Source organism: Enterococcus sp. DIV1059_2 (assembly GCF_051713685.1).
GTDB lineage: Bacteria > Bacillota > Bacilli > Lactobacillales > Enterococcaceae > Enterococcus_D > Enterococcus_D casseliflavus.
This window is the reverse complement of sequence record NZ_JBIOQK010000001.1, coordinates 2,793,460-2,809,328: the sequence shown is the minus strand read 5'-3', so window position 1 is coordinate 2,809,328 and position 15,869 is coordinate 2,793,460. Positions and strand designations below refer to the sequence as shown.

Here is a 15,869-nt window from a genome sequence, read left to right as displayed (position 1 = left end):
TGTTACGTATGACAAAGAAAAAAAGGCAGATGATTCGCTGGCGGAGGAAGAAACATGAAAATCGTTGATAAAGTAAAAAGCAATCAAAAGCTGATGCGTTTCATTGAAACAACGCAAAATAGAATAACCGATTCAGAGATGGGGACCACATCGGTCGTCGTCGCCTACTATTTATTGCTTTCACTTTTCCCGTTAATGATTGCGCTGGGAAATCTGTTGCCTTATTTATCGATTGATCCGAACACGGTTTTATCTTATGTACAAGAATTGATCCCTAGTCAAATCTATGACTTTATCGGACCAGCGATCGAAAACCTCCTCACCACAAGCTCTGGAGGGTTGTTATCGATCTCCGCCTTGGCTGCGTTGTGGTCTGCGAGTCAAAGTATCAATGCCTTGCAAATTGCGATGAACAAAGCCTTCGGTGTGGACCAACGTTCCAATTTTATCGTGGTGCGCGCAGTATCATTTGTGATCATCCTGCTCTTTATGATTGCGATCGTTGGTGTTACGATGGTATTTGGGCTTGGAAAAATCATTCTTGATTTTTTGCAGCCGATTTTTAAGTTTCAAGACAATCTGATCGATACGTTCCAAACAGTCAAATGGCCAGTCACGATCGTTGCTTTGCTGTTTATCATGATGCTGATCTATTGGTTAGTGCCGAATGCAAAGGTCAAGTTGCGTTCGACTTTGCCAGGGGCGATCTTTGCAACGATTGGCTGGATGTTGCTGTCACAAGTGTTTGGCTTATACGCCCGTTACTTTGCTGCGAAAATCATTGGCTATCAAATTATTGGAAGTTTTATTGTTTTAATGATCTGGTTGAATCTTGCTGCGACGATTATTATCTTGGGTGGAATCATCAACGCAGTGGTAGAAGAGTATGTGTCGGGACAAGAGATCAAAGAACGAACAGATCCTGTTCAGCGGATTTCTTCGAAAATCGAAGATACATTTACCAATAAAGAGAAATAACGGAAAGCGAGAATAAACGATGGATTTTGCATTCAAATTTGTAATGCGCTTATTTATAACAATGATCGTGTCTTTAATCCTAACACCGATCATTAAATTGATCTCTTTTAAGATCGGCGCAGTCGATCGACCAGGAGATCGCCGAATCAACACCAAGACAATGCCGACCGCAGGGGGACTGAGTATTTTTCTTTCGTTCTCTTTTGCATTGCTTTGGGAATTCCGTGCAATGATTCCTTTTGACTATGTCTGGCCGATGCTTTTAGGTGCAGCCATCGTCGTAGTTACTGGATTATTGGATGATATCTTTGAGTTGACGCCCCTGCAAAAAACACTGGGTTTGACGTTAGCGGCTTTGGAGATCTATTTTGTTGCTGGTATCAAAATCAGCACGGTTTCGATCCCTTATCTCGGGGTTTTTGACTTGGGCTGGTTAGGCTTACCTATGACGATCCTATGGATTTTGGCGATCACGAATGCGGTCAACTTGATTGACGGTTTAGATGGTCTAGCGAGTGGGGTCTCCATTATCAGTCTGACAACGATTGGGATCATTAGTTACTTCTTTTTACCAAACTCCGTTGAAGTACCGATGGTGATTTTTACATTGATTGCCGCGATCGTAGGCTTCTTTCCTTACAATTTTTATCCAGCCACGATTTTTTTAGGCGATACTGGGGCACTTTTTCTAGGTTTCATGATTTCCGTCCTATCGTTGCAAGGCTTAAAAAATGCGACCTTCATTACAGTGATCACCCCAATGTTGATTTTAGGGGTACCCATTACCGATACCGTCTATGCGATGATTCGTAGAAAATTCAATAAACAAAAGATCTCTTCAGCAGATAAGATGCACTTGCATCATCGCTTACTTTCATTAGGGTTTACCCACCGTGGCACGGTCTTGACGATCTATGCCTTGGCGATGGTTTTTTCATTTATTGCATTATTGATGAATTATGCCAGTAACACCGCAATCATCTTGCTGATCATTAGTACAGGTTTTGGCATCGAATTGTTTATCGAGTTGATTGGTTTGGTGGGAGAAAATCGTCAACCACTCATGTGCGCGCTGAAGTTTCTTGGAAACCGTCGATTCAGGCAAAAAGTCTTGAAGGCGCGAGCGGAAAAGAGAAAAGACAAGCAAGAAGAGGAAAGCGAAGATTTAGCTGCTAGCGCTTCTCAAATCAAGGAAAAGCGACGAAAGAGAAAACATTACCAAGCAAAACACAAAAAATAAACGATACAGTTGCGGCAAAGGTGTCCAACAGGTGAGATGAATACGAGTGATCGTTGAAGGTCAGGAGGAGTCAGTGCTTCTTCTAGCGCGTTCTCTTACGATCAGCTGTCGATGATTCGATCAATCCGTTGGCGATGCTTGCCGCTTTTTGTTTGTTTGAAAATGGTCAGACAAACATTATTTCCTGTCGAATTCTTCCGTCTTGAATTGACGGATCTAGCCCTAAACGTCTATACTTAAAAAGAGCAGCAGACTAATCAAAGAAAGAAGGATATGAACGAATGCCAAATGTGAAACAACTGACGTCAGAAAGAATGGGAACAATTTATGAGCTTTCCAATGATAGCGGTACCATCGTAAGGCTAAGTCCTGAAGGCGCACGCTTATTGGATTGGGTCGTTCCAGTAGAAGAAGGTCGCGACATTGTGGTCGGTTATGACACGATCGAAGGACATCGCCAAGCACGTTATTATGGCGCAACGATCGGCCCTGTGGCGGGAAGGATCGCAGGTACTCGCTTTGAGATCGACGGACAAGAATACCAAACGGAAGACAATGATGGCGGCAATACGCTTCATGGCGGTTCAAAGGGGCTGGATACTGATACATGGATCACTGAAACCTTTGAAGAAGCAGACAAAGCTGGGGTGATTTTTACTACCACACGGCAAGATGGCGATGGCGGGTTTCCTGGGAATGTTCGTTATCAAGTCACCTATACGTTGACGAATGACAATGAACTATTGCTTGCTTACGATGCCAACACTGACAAAGCGACTTTATTTAACCCAACGAACCACGGTTATTTCAATTTGACAGGTGATACCCAACAGCCGATCGATGACCACTTGGTTCAAATCAATGCCGAACATGTGGCTGAAACGAATGACGATGTGACGACGACCGGTGAAAAAACGCCTGTCGCAGGCACAAAGTTTGATTTTAGACAAGAACGCCCGATGGGAACGACGATGTTGGATGATCCGTTCTTATTAGACCATACGCAAGAGTGGGATCTAAAAGTAACCAGTCCCGATCAAAAAGTGCAGCTGACTGTAACTACTGACCGTCCTGCCGTTGTTATTTACACAACGGGTGAGGGAGAAGCTGGTGCATCAATGAAGACTGGTCCTTTTGCCAATCATGGCGGGATGGCGATCGAAACACAAGGTGTTCCTGGCTCTGAGAAATTTACCCACTTTGGTGAGATCGTGTTGCGTCCAGAAGAACCCTTCCACTCTGTGACGACGTATCAGGTCCACTTTTAAGCATAGGAACCAAATCATTTTTAATGAAATAGAAAAAAGCATTGTCAAAACGCAGAAAGTTTGGCGATGCTTTTTTTTGACAAAATCCGATTACAGATGTAAACTTAAAAATGTGAATCACTTATGAAAGGAAGTGGACAAATGCAATCTGTGGTCGAACCAATCAAAATCAGCGATTCTGAATGGGAAGTCATGCGTGTGATCTGGACATTAGGACAATCCGACGCGAAAGAGATCACCGCTTTATTGAGCGAAAATAAAAATTGGAAAGCAGCAACGGTCAAGACGCTTTTAGGACGACTCGTCAAAAAAGGCGTATTGAAAACAGAAAGCCAAGGGAAAAAATTTGTTTATTCGCCGCTTGTTTCCGAAGAAGCAACCGTTCGCAGCGCAGCTGAGAATCTTTTTTCTCATATTTGTGCCAAAAAAGTTGGGCAGACATTAGCAGAAATGATCCAAGAAGCAGCATTGACGGCAGAAGATTTGGCGATGCTCCAAGCAGCAGTCGACCAAAAAGTGCCAGTAGCAGCGATCTCATGTAATTGTATTCCTGGTCAGTGCCAATGCAAAACCCATGCAACAAAATAAGTAGCCAACGAACTGTTAAAAGAAATGAGGAATCGTAATGAAAAAAAACATGCAAATCAGCGGAATGAATTGTGCCCATTGTGCCGCAAAAGTTGAAAAAGCGCTTAGTGAAGTACCGGGTGTGAAAAAAGCCAAAGTGGACTTGAAAAAAGCTCGCGGAACAGTCAAGTTTGACGAGTCGCAAGTGACAGAAACAGCCTTAGTCAATGCGGTCACCGAAGCGGGTTATCAAGGGGTATTTGAGTAAGCAATGGAATTGCTAAAGTGAAAATGAAAAATCAAAACAAATGAAAAGTGTCCAGCCGCTTGAAGCTTTTGTATGAAGGAGCAAGACTGTACGCACATTCAGTGAAATAGGAAGGGGAATACTAGGATGAATCAGAAAAAAACGTCTTCCACAAGTAATAGTCAGACGTCAAGCCATCATAGGCATGAACCTGCTTTGAATGAGCGGGATAATGGTACACAGGGAAAAGAGCAACATGCGCAATCACAAGTGACAGAAGTCCCTGAGCCTAGCCATGAGATAAATGGGATGGATCATCACAAGGCGACATCAAAACAGCAGGAGCATGAAAGCTCCGATAGTAACCATGGTCCTATGGATCATGAAGTGTCCAGCATGGACTATAGCCATAAGGGCCATGAGATATCTGGCATGGATCACGGCCACAAGGACCACGAGATGTCTGGCATGAACCATAGTCACATGAATCATGAGATGTCTGGCATGGAACATAGTCACACGGATCATGAGATGTCTGGCATGGATCACGGCCATAAGGACCATGAGATGTCTGGTATGAATCATAGTCACATGAATCATGAGATGTCTGGTATGGATCATAGTCATATGGATCATGGAATGGGTGGCATGGATCATAGTATGCATATGGGAAATTTTAAGCAAAAGTTTTGGCTATCCTTGGTTTTGGCGATTCCAATCGTCATTTTATCACCAATGATGGGCATCGAATTGCCCTTTCAGTTCACGTTTGCTGGCTCAGATTGGGTCGTATTGCTTTTAGGAACGATCCTGTTTTTCTATGGAGGGCAGCCGTTTTTAAGGGGTGCGAAAATGGAATTGAAACAAAAAAGCCCAGCCATGATGACGTTGATTGCTATGGGGATCACGGTTTCTTATTTTTATAGTCTTTACGCATTTATCGCCAATCATTTTCTTGCTGTTCCTCATGTAATGGATTTCTTCTGGGAACTAGCGACTTTGATCGTGATCATGTTGTTGGGGCATTGGATCGAGATGAATGCCGTTTCTAATGCTGGCAATGCATTACAGAAATTAGCAGAACTATTGCCAAAAGAAGTGATTCGGAAAAATGCGGATGGATCAGAAGAACAGATTCCATTAGAAGAAGTGACCAACAAAACACAGTTGATCGTTCGCTCAGGAGATAAGATTCCTACCGACGGAACGATCCTTGAAGGAGAAACAACAATCGATGAGTCGGCAGTGACTGGTGAATCCAGACGGGTACCTAAAACTGTCGGCAGTACTGTCATTGGAGGGTCTGTCAACGGCAATGGTACCATCACGATGGAAGTCACAGGAACTGGGGAAGACAGCTACTTAGCGAAAGTCATGGAAATGGTGCGAAAAGCCCAAGCAGATAAATCCCGCTTAGAAGCACTTTCGGACAAAGTGGCAAAATGGCTGTTTTATATTGCGTTAGTTGCTGGTGTCTTGGCATTTGCTGTATGGCTGTTTGTTGCTGACCTACCGACTGCTCTTGATCGAATGGTCACGGTATTCGTCATTGCCTGTCCCCATGCGTTAGGGCTAGCGATTCCCCTCGTGGTTGCTCGCTCGACATCGATCGCTGCCAAAAATGGCTTGCTCTTAAAAAATCGCAACGCACTGGAGAATGCGCATCATGTTGATTATCTGATCCTCGATAAGACCGGTACGTTAACAGAAGGAACGTTTACCGTAACTGGCATCGAGGCGACAGGCAATCTTTCTGCATCAGAAGTACTAGCTTACCTAGCAGGTCTTGAGAAAACCGCCAATCATCCGATCGCAGAAGGTATTTTAGCCCAAGCTGAAAAGGAAAACATCACAGCCAAAAAGGCGACTGATGTTCAAACAAGGACAGGGATTGGTCTGGAAGGCTTGATCGATGGACAGAAGTGGGTGATCGTCAATCAAAAAGGATTGGAGCAATTAGCCATTCAGTATCAAGGGAACTCCTTGGAAAATTATCAAGAACAGGGCAATACCATCAGCTATTTGGTTCATGACGGCAAAGTGGAAGGAATCGTCGCATTAGGGGATAAGGTGAAACCAGAAGCGAGTCAATTTATTCAAAAAGTGAAAGACTTAGGCATCACACCAGTTATGGCTACTGGAGACAACCAAGAAGCGGCGCAAGCCGTAGCCGATTACCTAGGAATCGAAGCCTTCCATGCGGCAATGTTGCCAGACGATAAAGAACGTCTAGTCAGTGACTATGTCAAAGAGGGCAAGCGCGTCGTAATGGTAGGCGATGGGATCAATGACGCCCCAAGTCTTGCAAGAGCGACGATCGGGATTGCGATCGGAGCGGGTACCGATGTAGCGATCGATTCAGCCGATGTCGTTTTGACGAATAGCGAACCTCAAGACATCTTGCACTTCTTGACTTTGGCGAAAAAAACAAGACGCAAGATGATTCAAAATCTCTGGTGGGGCGCAGGATACAATATTTTTGCCATTCCTTTGGCAGCTGGCGTCCTCGCACCGATCGGGATCATTTTGAACCCAGCAGTCGGAGCTGTCTTGATGTCTATGAGCACGATCATCGTTGCCATCAATGCAATGACCTTATCAATCGAAAAAAGCGGCGATTAGCCGCTTTTTTGTTTCTTTTCCTAGGAGCAGTGAAATACCTCTATAATCTGCTTCTGGATTTATGCTATAATGTGTTCGTTGAGACAAGGAGGACGTTGATTATGGAACTGAAGAAATTGGATGTTCCCACTACTTCAATTACTGAAGTAAAAAAATCTCCGATGGATGTATTTAATCAAGCGCGAGAAGCAGGAACAGCAGTATATGTATTCAATCGTGAAAAAGTGGCGGGGGTCATGTTGACACAAGAGCAGTATGAAACGTTACTGCAGGAATTAGATTATTTGCGTCAGCGACCGATGATGGAAGAAGAACCCGAACAGCCGCCAGTGGCAGGGCTAGAGGAATTCTTACAAATCATGCGGCAAGCGCTGATCACCGGTGCGAGCATCTCGGCAAAAAATTTAGATGAGCGAATGGTGGCGTTGGGGTTCATCACTCGTAAAACTGGTTTTGGCGGTGTCGTTGACATGGTGAACGAATTGAAAGAAACAGGCAAGATCGTTTACCAGCTACGTAAAAAACAAGATGGTAAATCGGTGACCGCTGAAGTCATTGGAGAACAAGACAATCAAACGCAATTATTTGATAAATTGATCATCAAAAAAATCTTTCTAAAAGAAAAATAAACGCTGGAACTTGTCCCAGCGTTTCAGACGGTAGACAAAGTACGGATGTGTTCGTACTTTGTCTTTTTTTCTATAAAATACTGGAGCTTGTTAATTTTTTTAAAACTGTGAAAGATATTGCTCATCCAACCAACAAAAGTTCCAGCCAGTTACAGACTAGGTTTTAAGTCAGCCAGTAAGTTTTCCCGTCTTTCGTCCGTTGCATAAATCCGTATTCGATCAAATAACGTCGGACAGTAACGTAATCGGTGATCGCTTGCTTTAATACATCGTTGACGGCAGCTTCTGAATAATTTTTCTTCGGATCAAATTTTTGTGCCAGTACACTCAAGACAACGATCTTGCGCTTTTCTTTGCTGGGAAACTGTTTGATAAACCCCGTTTCATCAAAATAAGTAGCAATGATCTTTTCTCTTTCACTAGCCGTAATGGCATAGCGATCATCAAGCATCGTCGCCCCTTTGTGAGGCGGCAGCAACGGGGTATCTTGCAACAAGGACATGATACTTAAAAAAACAGTCGCTTGTCGCTGTTTTTCTTTTAGTTTAAAGCGATGATTCCTGACAGTCGAAGAAGAGATACCTAAGCGCTGGGCAATCACAGTATCGCTAACATCTTGGGCAAACAGTTGTAAAATCTCCTGCTGGCTTTCTGATAGGCCTGTTTGTTCTTTGGGTAAAGCCAACAATGCGGTCAAAACGGTTCCGTGATGCTCAGTGATATGCTGCACCATTCGTTTTTTTGCTGTAAAAAAGGCGCCATCAACGGGATAAATTTCTTCTTTGTCGAAGGTCTCCTGACAAAAGACGCAACAATAATCCGTTGGTGTTGCGACATATCCTTGCTGATAATCAGAAATGGTAAACTCTTGATAAGGTTTCATTTTGGGTTCTCCTTTTATTGTTTAGGTATATACTAACATAAGTTGATTTCGTTTGTAAATAAACAAACGAATTTATCGTTATTAGATAAATTTCATCCGTTGCTTAAAATCGTCGCCTTTTTGTGTTAGGATTAACAACAATAGCGAATGAATTTGCTTAATTCAAAGGAGTGATACTATGGCAGACGTAAGCCAACGCTTCAATCACGAAGTGTACAATATAGCTGTTTCATTGATTCGTAAATTTGATGAACGGGTTTCTTCAATTCCTGATATTTTAAAGTTAACGTTAGGCGAGCCGGATTTCAACACACCGGAGCACGTGAAAAAATCGGGTGTCCAAGCAATCGAACAAAATTTCAGCCACTATTCTGGAATGGCAGGCTTAGCAGATGTTCGGCAAGCAGCCAGTCTCTTTTTGAAAAATAAATATCAGCTTGATTACGACTTTCAATCAGAAGTATTAGTGACGATCGGTGCAACGGAAGCAATCTCAGCTTCTTTATTAGCCACGTTAGAACCTGGTGATAAAGTGATTCTACCAGCACCAATTTATCCAGGCTATGAACCAGTCATCCATTTAGCTCATGCCAAACCGATTTATCTTGATACGACGGATAATGACTTTGTTTTAGCGCCAGAAGTTTTGGAAGCAGCCTTAAAAGAACATGGGGAGCAAGTCAAGGCAGTCATTTTGAATTATCCTAGCAATCCAACAGGGGTCGTTTATACCCGAGAACAAGTCAAAGCATTGGCAGAAGTTTTAGAAAAATACCCCGTTTTTGTTATTAGCGATGAAATTTATAGTGAGTTGACTTATGATGAAACCCATGTGTCCATTGCTGAATACTTGCGGGATCAAACGATCGTGATCAACGGCTTGTCGAAATCACACGCGATGACTGGTTGGCGCGTCGGCTTCATTTTTGCACCAGCAGCGTTGACTGCTCAGATCATTAAGGTCCACCAATACTTAGTGACCGCGGCATCAACGATTTCTCAAAAAGCCGCAGTGCGGGCATTGATCGAAGGCATCAACGATGCAGAAGTCATGAAAGCCGATTACCGTGAACGCAGAGATTACTTGTTTGAAAAGATGACTGCCCTTGGTTTTGAAATGGCGAAGCCATCTGGTGCATTCTACATTTTTGCCAAAATACCAGCAGGTTTCAACCAAGATTCCATGGCTTTTTGTGTCGACTTAGCCGAAAAGAATCAATTAGCAATCATTCCTGGGATCGCCTTTGGTCCCGAAGCAGAAGGCTATGTTCGTTTAAGCTATGCGGCAAGTATGGAAAACTTGGTGGAAGCGATGGATCGCTTGACACGCTATATGCAAAGCAATTGATTCTACAAACGTTTCTTTAGTTCATAAGTGTTAGATAAAGTAAGCCCCCTCTGAAGGATGCAGCGGGGGCTTTTTTAGGCAATCGACGAACTTTACAAAAGATTTACATCGCTTTATCGATTCTTTACATGAAATCCATCAAGGGTTTACACCGCCTTGCTAAACTAAGCATATAACGAAAGGAGATTTACTAAATGAAAAAATTGGGACTTTTATTTTTTGCAACTGGATTATTATTAGCTGGCTGTGGGAGCGGTGGCGCAAGCACTGAGAGCAGTCAAGCATCAGGCGGATCTTCATCAGGTGCCGCATCAAATGAAAATGTAGAAATTTTAGCTGTGGGCTCAACGGCATTGCAACCCTTGGTTGAAGCAGCAGGTGAAAGCTTCTCAGCAGACAATCCCAATTATACAATTACGGTTCAAGGTGGCGGCAGCGGAACTGGCTTAAGTCAAGTAGAAGCAGGCGCGGTGACGATCGGCAATTCCGATGTGTTTGCGGATGAAAAAGATGGTGTGGATGCTAGCAAATTAGTTGACCATAAAGTAGCCGTAGTTGGTATGGCACCAGTGGTAAATAAAGACGCAGGCGTTACGGACCTTAGCCAACAAGAATTGATCGATATTTTTACAGGCAAAGTGAAGAATTGGTCTGAACTAGGCGGAGCAGATCAAGAAATCTCTGTAATCAACCGCGCATCAGGCAGCGGTACGAGAGCGACCTTTGAAAAATGGGGCTTAGATGGTGCAGAGACGATCCAAACACAAGAGCAAGATTCTTCTGGAACAGTCCGTAAAATCGTTGCTGAAACACCAGGAGCAATCAGCTACCTTGCTTTATCCTATTTGGACGATTCGATCCAAGCGCTATCTCTTGATGGGGTAGAAGCGACTCCTGAAAATATTGCAGATAACAAATGGCCAATCTGGTCTTACGAGCATATGTACACGAACGGCGAGCCAGATGCAAACGTCAAAGCCTTTCTTGATTACATCATGACAGACGATGTCCAACAAGGAATCGTTATTGAATTAGGTTACTTGCCAATCACTGATATGAAAGTAGAACGCAGTGTAGACGGCGAAGTAACGAATGTTGAATAAACAGTTTTCATAAGGTACAAAAAAAGAAGGGGGGAACTCCTTCTTTTTTTGTACCTTTTTTTTATTTTTTATGTAAAATAGATAGTGAATATAGATGAATATTCAGTGAAAGGGGAAAAAAATGAAAAGATTTCCAAAAAAAATGTTAATAGCAACATTGTACGCGGGAACGGCCTTTGTCATTTTTGGCATGCGTGTTGGTTTTGCAGATACAGAATCAACAAGTGAGACAAAAGAGGCTGCTATTGTTTACTCTGAGACAAATGATTCGACAAGCAGTGACAGCCAAACAAGTCACTCGAATACAGGTGAAACCAGCGAAGATTCAATTGATTCAACGAGTGAAACAACATCATCAAGTAACAGCAGTGAAACGGACAGCACGACTGTTGATAGCAGTACAGCCGAAAGTGAAGAAAAAAGTCCAGACAATGCTTCGGATTCTGTCTATGATATCAGCTCAGGATTAGACCCAACGTATCGAAGCCGTTCAGATTTGAAAGTCAGCTTAAGCCGTTCGGCACGGTCTGTTTCTAGTGTTCCTTATATTTCAGCAGGAGATCCCTCAACCCCCAAGCAAGACTTTATTGATATTTCCTCCCACAACGGAGAGATCACTGTGGAGCAGTTCAAGTTGATTAAAAGTTACGGCGTTTCTGCAGTGGTGGTGAAATTGACAGAGGCGACTTCTTATCGAAACCCACTAGCTGCAAGTCAAATTGCAAATGCTAAAGCCGCTGGGTTGATTGTACATGGTTATCACTACAGTTGGTTCACCACTGAGACACAAGCAAAAGCTGAAGCCGATTATTTTGTAAGCTATGCGAGACAATTAAATTTACCAACTTCTGCTCTAATGGTCAATGACATTGAAGAGCCAAATATTAAGAAAAAAGCAGACCATACACAATTGTCAAAAGTTTTTGAAAATAGATTAAAGGAACTGGGATATACGAATACGCATCATTATATAGGTGTGTCGTGGGTCACGGATAACGCGATCGATCCTGTTGCTTTAGGAAAAAATAAAGTTTGGATCGCACAATATCCGTACGAACCGCAAAATCAGAAGTATACAGATTATAGTGCATGGCAGTGGACATATAACGTTACATTCCCAGGAATCAATGGCACCTTTGATATGAACTCAGATTATAACAAGTATTTTATCAGTCAAGGACAAGGCGGTGCAATCAGTGATGGCCGTTATGCCACCGTTGTAAAGGACAATTATACGATTTGGCAAAACTTTTCTTGGACAAAAAAAGCAGACTCTAAAGCTTATCTGGGTCAGACTTTGCAAATAAAAGTGCGTTATGAGCATATTAACGGTAGCACCTATTATTCGTTATACGACAACCAAGGAAATTGGGTCGGTTACATTAATTCTGGTGGCGTCAAAGTTGCTGATGGTCCTCAGGGAAATTGGCAATCAAAGCAAACCTATGTCAAATTCAAAGAGCCAGGAACGATATATCGAGATTTTACATTTACCAAGACTGCACCGATAACTTCAGATATGGTGAAAAATACCTATAAAGTCACCGGTACGTACCATCACTTTGATGGCACGTACTATGATTCAGTCTATGACTTTTCTGGAAAATGGATTGGATACATTGCTTCAACGAAATTAACTGTTCAAACAAATCAAGGACCTGCATTGACAGATGGACGTTATGTAACGATCACCAGTGGAAATTACTCGATTTGGCAAAATTTTTCATGGAAAGTAAAGGCATCCAGCAAGGATTACTTAAATAAAACAGTTTTAGCGAAATATCGCTATGAACACTTAAATGGCAGTATTTATTATTCACTATATGATCAATCTGGTACCTGGCTTGGCTATATGAATGCTAATGGTACCAAAACGGCGAATAATGCAGGCGGAGCAGCTATATCAAGTGGTAAATATGTCACTGTTACAAGCAAAAATTATTCGATTTGGCAAAACTTTTCTTGGAAAGAAAAAAATAAAAGCAGTAATTTTTATGGTCAAACACTCCAAGTAAAAGTTTACTACAACCATTTCAATGGTAGCACCTATTCGTCATTATATGATAACAAAGGAACTTGGCTGGGCTACATCAATGCCAACGGAACAAAGGAAGCAAGTAATGCTGCCGGAATAAACCAAAGTTACCATAAAAAAATAACTTTTACTCAGAATTTCCCACTTTGGCAAAATTTCTCTTGGAAACAAAAAAGTACGGTGACCAACGCCATGAAAGGACAGACGTTCGAAGCTCGTTATGTGTATCGCCACTTTAATGGAAGTAATTACCTGTCAATTTATGATAATAAAGGAACTTGGCTAGGTTACGTCAATGAATCAGCAACAAAAGTTGTTAAGTAAGCATCAAAAAAATAGCCGAGAAAATGCCATTAGGCGTTTTCTCGGCTATTTTTCTTTCTAATGTTCTCAATCAAGCGGCAAAGTCACCGTAAAGGTAGAACCAATTTTGGGGAAACTGTCAACCTTGATGCTGCCACCTAATAATTTGGTATAGTCTTTAACGATAGCCAGCCCAAGTCCAGTGCCGCCAGAATTGCGGGCGCGGGCTTTGTCCACCCGATAAAACCGCTCAAAAATCCGTTCCTGATCTTCTTCATCGATGCCGATGCCTTGATCCTGCACTTGAAATAACAGCTGGTCGTCTTGCTCTGAATAGGATAATGTGATGACACCACCAGGTTTTGAATAGGTGACAGCATTTTCTACCAGGTTTTTTACGATGGGCTGCAGCAGCTCTTTTTTGGTAGATAAAATGAAGGGTTCGGGTCCTTCAAATTGAAAGGTCAATTGCTTCTTACCAGCTGCGGGACCATAGGTTTGAACGACTTGTTGCAGCAGCTCAGAAAAGTTGATCGGTTGGTCGACATACTGGAAAGAATCACTGTCTTGAGACAGTTGGATGATATCTTGTATTAGATTTTTCAAGCGATAAGCATCTTTTTGAATGATCTCTAAAAAGGTCTGCAATGTTTCTGGGTCCTCTTTGGCGCCGTCCAGCAGTGTTTCGGTAAACCCAATCAAGGAAGTTACCGGCGTTTTTAATTCATGGGAAACATTGCCGACAAAATCTTTTTGCATTTTTTCTAATTGTCGGATGCGCGTCAAGTCATAAGAAATACCAATCAACTGGTTTTCTTGGAAGCTTCGCAAGGTAACATCCAAGACTTTTGAACGTTCCCCGCTAAGGGTGGTTTCCGCATGGAAAATAGGGGTCTCGTCGTTAAATTGATAGATCAATTGGATCAGTTGTGTGTCATGGATCACTTCAGTGAAGGGCTGCGGCAAGGTTGGCGCAGTTTCCATCCCCAACTGTTCTTGCATCGTCGGATTCAACAGCAGCAGTTGATTTTCTTCATTAATGATAAAGACACCGATCATCAGTTCACTGAGCAGTCCATACAACTGTTGTTCAGATGCCGCATAAGCACGATAGGTCTGGCTCATTTGTTCGCTCAGCTGATTGATCAGTTGATACAACTCGTCATGTTCAGGGGTTTCTTGCATAATGATTGCTTGTTGATCGGGCGAGGTGATCATTTTTTTTACGACGGGCAGAATCGTTTGGATTGGACGATTCCGCTGACGCAGCGTGTGAAAAATCAGCAGGCTGATCAAGAAACAAAAGACAAGATAGACAATCAAGATCGATTGCTTGATTCCTTGGTTTTTCGCAAAAAAAGCAGCAGTCGGTTCTGCGATCCGCAAGATTTGAGTTAAGTTTCCATCTTCTTTGACAGGAATCGCCACGTAAAGCAATTCTTCATGCAAGGTGTCGCTTTCCCGCAACGATTGACCAACGGCGCTTCCGCGCAAAACGGCTTGAACTTCTGGACGATCGGAGCGATTTTCATGGAGAGTATGATCATAAGTATCGAAAATGATTTGGCCTTGATCATCTAACAAAGTGATGCGGCTATTGCTGTCTTGAACATAGGCATCGGCAAATTGTTCGAGCGCTGCGGTTTGGTTATCTGAGAGATTCAAAAACACAGCGGCTTTCTCTTGCAGAAAATCCACTTGCTGGGCGATGACTTGCTGACGGTAAAAACTGCTTAGAACTTGCCAACACAGGAAAAAAATCAGCAATAGACCGATTGACCATAAACCATAGCCATAGCGTTTTTTCATTGGGTCGGCTCCTGAAATTTATACCCAAATCCTCGAACGGTCACCAAGTATTCTGGACGCTTTGGATCAGCTTCCAATTTTTCTCTTAAATGACTGATGTGAACATCCACGATGCGACTTTGTCCATCAAAGTCGAAATTCCAAATACGATTGAGTAAGGTATCGCGATCGATCACGCGGCCTTTACGTTTCATAAAGTAAACCAGCAGCTCGAACTCTTTCGGTGTCAGGAAGATTTTCTCACCATCCACACTGACCTGGAAATTGGTCAGATCGGCTTGGATTCCGCCAATTTGCAAGATTTCTGCAGGTTGATCTTCTTCTCGTGCTTGTTGACGAGGTTCTAAGCGACGGAAGATGGCCTTCATTCGAGCCAATACTTCTCGAGGGCTGAAGGGTTTCGTCAGATAGTCGTCAGCCCCGATCTCTAAGCCCAAGATCCGGTCGATCGGATCATCTTTTGCGGTCAAGACGAGGATCGGTGTCTCGATTTTTTCTTGACGTAATTTCTTTGTGATTTCGATACCGTCCAAATTCGGCAGCATGACATCCAAGATGATAAAGTCAAAAGGTTTTGACAACGCCAAGTCGAAGGCTTTTTGACCATCTGAGGCGGAAACGACTTGGTAGCCCTCTTTTTCTAAATTAAAGGTTAAAAGTGTGACGATTGAAGGTTCATCATCGACAACGAGTATTTTTTTCATGATAGACTCCTTTCGTTTCTTTTTTTCAAGAAACGATTAAATTTCAACGAACAAGTCCTATTTTAGCATGAATAGACAATTGGTACTATTGCAACCACTAAATAAATGCTATAATAAAGGACGATTTCATAGG

Annotated in this window: 13 protein-coding genes; 10 read left to right on the top strand and 3 right to left on the bottom strand. The window is 42.6% G+C overall.

The annotated features are described in order from the left end of the window. Positions 1-54: 54 nt before the first annotated feature. The 7 genes from IGI72_RS13345 (at position 55) to IGI72_RS13315 (ending at position 7,551) form a co-directional block, all read left to right on the top strand. On the top strand, positions 55-978 hold the full coding sequence (locus IGI72_RS13345; protein ID WP_005228865.1) for a YihY/virulence factor BrkB family protein: 924 nt from the start codon (positions 55-57) through the stop codon (positions 976-978). A gap of 19 nt (positions 979-997) precedes the next feature. Beyond that, positions 998-2,218: a glycosyltransferase family 4 protein gene (locus tag IGI72_RS13340; protein ID WP_015510147.1), complete on the top strand. Its 1,221-nt coding sequence runs from the start codon at positions 998-1,000 to the stop codon at positions 2,216-2,218. A 281-nt stretch (positions 2,219-2,499) separates the two neighbouring features. After that, positions 2,500-3,486 carry an aldose epimerase family protein gene (locus IGI72_RS13335; RefSeq protein ID WP_015510146.1) on the top strand — a complete coding sequence of 329 codons (987 nt, stop codon included), beginning with the start codon at positions 2,500-2,502 and terminating at the stop codon, positions 3,484-3,486. A gap of 141 nt (positions 3,487-3,627) precedes the next feature. After that, positions 3,628-4,074 carry a CopY/TcrY family copper transport repressor gene (locus IGI72_RS13330; RefSeq protein WP_008377382.1) on the top strand — a complete coding sequence of 149 codons (447 nt, stop codon included), beginning with the start codon at positions 3,628-3,630 and terminating at the stop codon, positions 4,072-4,074. A gap of 37 nt (positions 4,075-4,111) precedes the next feature. After that, on the top strand, positions 4,112-4,321 hold the full coding sequence (copZ, locus tag IGI72_RS13325) for a copper chaperone CopZ (RefSeq protein ID WP_005228873.1): 210 nt from the start codon (positions 4,112-4,114) through the stop codon (positions 4,319-4,321). A gap of 126 nt (positions 4,322-4,447) precedes the next feature. Continuing rightward, positions 4,448-6,922 carry a heavy metal translocating P-type ATPase gene (locus IGI72_RS13320; RefSeq protein ID WP_438754560.1) on the top strand — a complete coding sequence of 825 codons (2,475 nt, stop codon included), beginning with the start codon at positions 4,448-4,450 and terminating at the stop codon, positions 6,920-6,922. A 101-nt stretch (positions 6,923-7,023) separates the two neighbouring features. Further along, complete coding sequence (locus IGI72_RS13315; protein WP_010749742.1) at positions 7,024-7,551, top strand: hypothetical protein; 528 nt, start codon at positions 7,024-7,026, stop codon at positions 7,549-7,551. Positions 7,552-7,714: 163 nt separating this feature from the next. Here IGI72_RS13315 and IGI72_RS13310 read toward each other — a convergent pair whose 3' ends face one another. After that, positions 7,715-8,434 carry a DUF2087 domain-containing protein gene (locus IGI72_RS13310; protein WP_016619828.1) on the bottom strand — a complete coding sequence of 240 codons (720 nt, stop codon included), beginning with the start codon at positions 8,432-8,434 and terminating at the stop codon, positions 7,715-7,717. Positions 8,435-8,612: 178 nt separating this feature from the next. Between IGI72_RS13310 and IGI72_RS13305 the strand changes: the two genes are divergently transcribed. From IGI72_RS13305 to IGI72_RS13295, 3 genes are all read left to right on the top strand, one after another. Next, positions 8,613-9,782: a pyridoxal phosphate-dependent aminotransferase gene (locus IGI72_RS13305; RefSeq protein WP_081116389.1), complete on the top strand. Its 1,170-nt coding sequence runs from the start codon at positions 8,613-8,615 to the stop codon at positions 9,780-9,782. A 194-nt stretch (positions 9,783-9,976) separates the two neighbouring features. Then, the gene (locus IGI72_RS13300) at positions 9,977-10,885 is read left to right on the top strand and encodes a phosphate ABC transporter substrate-binding protein PstS family protein (protein ID WP_060792538.1); all 909 of its coding nucleotides are present in this window, start codon (positions 9,977-9,979) and stop codon (positions 10,883-10,885) included. A 121-nt stretch (positions 10,886-11,006) separates the two neighbouring features. Beyond that, positions 11,007-13,244, top strand: a complete 2,238-nt coding sequence (locus tag IGI72_RS13295) for a GH25 family lysozyme (protein ID WP_438754557.1) — start codon at positions 11,007-11,009, stop codon at positions 13,242-13,244. A gap of 66 nt (positions 13,245-13,310) precedes the next feature. Here the strand turns inward: IGI72_RS13295 and pnpS are convergent, their stop codons facing one another. Both pnpS and IGI72_RS13285 read right to left on the bottom strand, forming a co-directional pair. Further along, positions 13,311-15,032 (bottom strand): two-component system histidine kinase PnpS, encoded by a 1,722-nt coding sequence (gene pnpS / locus IGI72_RS13290; RefSeq protein WP_156236599.1) that lies wholly within the window; start codon positions 15,030-15,032, stop codon positions 13,311-13,313. After that, complete coding sequence (locus IGI72_RS13285) at positions 15,029-15,736, bottom strand: response regulator transcription factor (protein ID WP_005228895.1); 708 nt, start codon at positions 15,734-15,736, stop codon at positions 15,029-15,031. Before IGI72_RS13285 ends, pnpS begins: the two co-directional genes overlap by 4 nt. Between the last annotated feature and the right edge of the window lie 133 nt (positions 15,737-15,869).

Excerpts from the sequence above, each read along its gene's own strand:
- IGI72_RS13345 (WP_005228865.1), top strand. The coding sequence starts at position 55 with ATGAAAATCGTTGATAAAGTAAAAAGCAATCAAAAGCTGATGCGTTTC.
- IGI72_RS13340 (WP_015510147.1), top strand. The coding sequence starts at position 998 with ATGGATTTTGCATTCAAATTTGTAATGCGCTTATTTATAACAATGATC.
- IGI72_RS13335 (WP_015510146.1), top strand. The coding sequence starts at position 2,500 with ATGCCAAATGTGAAACAACTGACGTCAGAAAGAATGGGAACAATTTAT.
- IGI72_RS13330 (WP_008377382.1), top strand. The coding sequence starts at position 3,628 with ATGCAATCTGTGGTCGAACCAATCAAAATCAGCGATTCTGAATGGGAA.
- copZ (WP_005228873.1), top strand. The coding sequence starts at position 4,112 with ATGAAAAAAAACATGCAAATCAGCGGAATGAATTGTGCCCATTGTGCC.
- IGI72_RS13320 (WP_438754560.1), top strand. The coding sequence starts at position 4,448 with ATGAATCAGAAAAAAACGTCTTCCACAAGTAATAGTCAGACGTCAAGC.
- IGI72_RS13315 (WP_010749742.1), top strand. The coding sequence starts at position 7,024 with ATGGAACTGAAGAAATTGGATGTTCCCACTACTTCAATTACTGAAGTA.
- IGI72_RS13310 (WP_016619828.1), bottom strand. The coding sequence starts at position 8,434 with ATGAAACCTTATCAAGAGTTTACCATTTCTGATTATCAGCAAGGATAT.
- IGI72_RS13305 (WP_081116389.1), top strand. The coding sequence starts at position 8,613 with ATGGCAGACGTAAGCCAACGCTTCAATCACGAAGTGTACAATATAGCT.
- IGI72_RS13300 (WP_060792538.1), top strand. The coding sequence starts at position 9,977 with ATGAAAAAATTGGGACTTTTATTTTTTGCAACTGGATTATTATTAGCT.
- IGI72_RS13295 (WP_438754557.1), top strand. The coding sequence starts at position 11,007 with ATGAAAAGATTTCCAAAAAAAATGTTAATAGCAACATTGTACGCGGGA.
- pnpS (WP_156236599.1), bottom strand. The coding sequence starts at position 15,032 with ATGAAAAAACGCTATGGCTATGGTTTATGGTCAATCGGTCTATTGCTG.
- IGI72_RS13285 (WP_005228895.1), bottom strand. The coding sequence starts at position 15,736 with ATGAAAAAAATACTCGTTGTCGATGATGAACCTTCAATCGTCACACTT.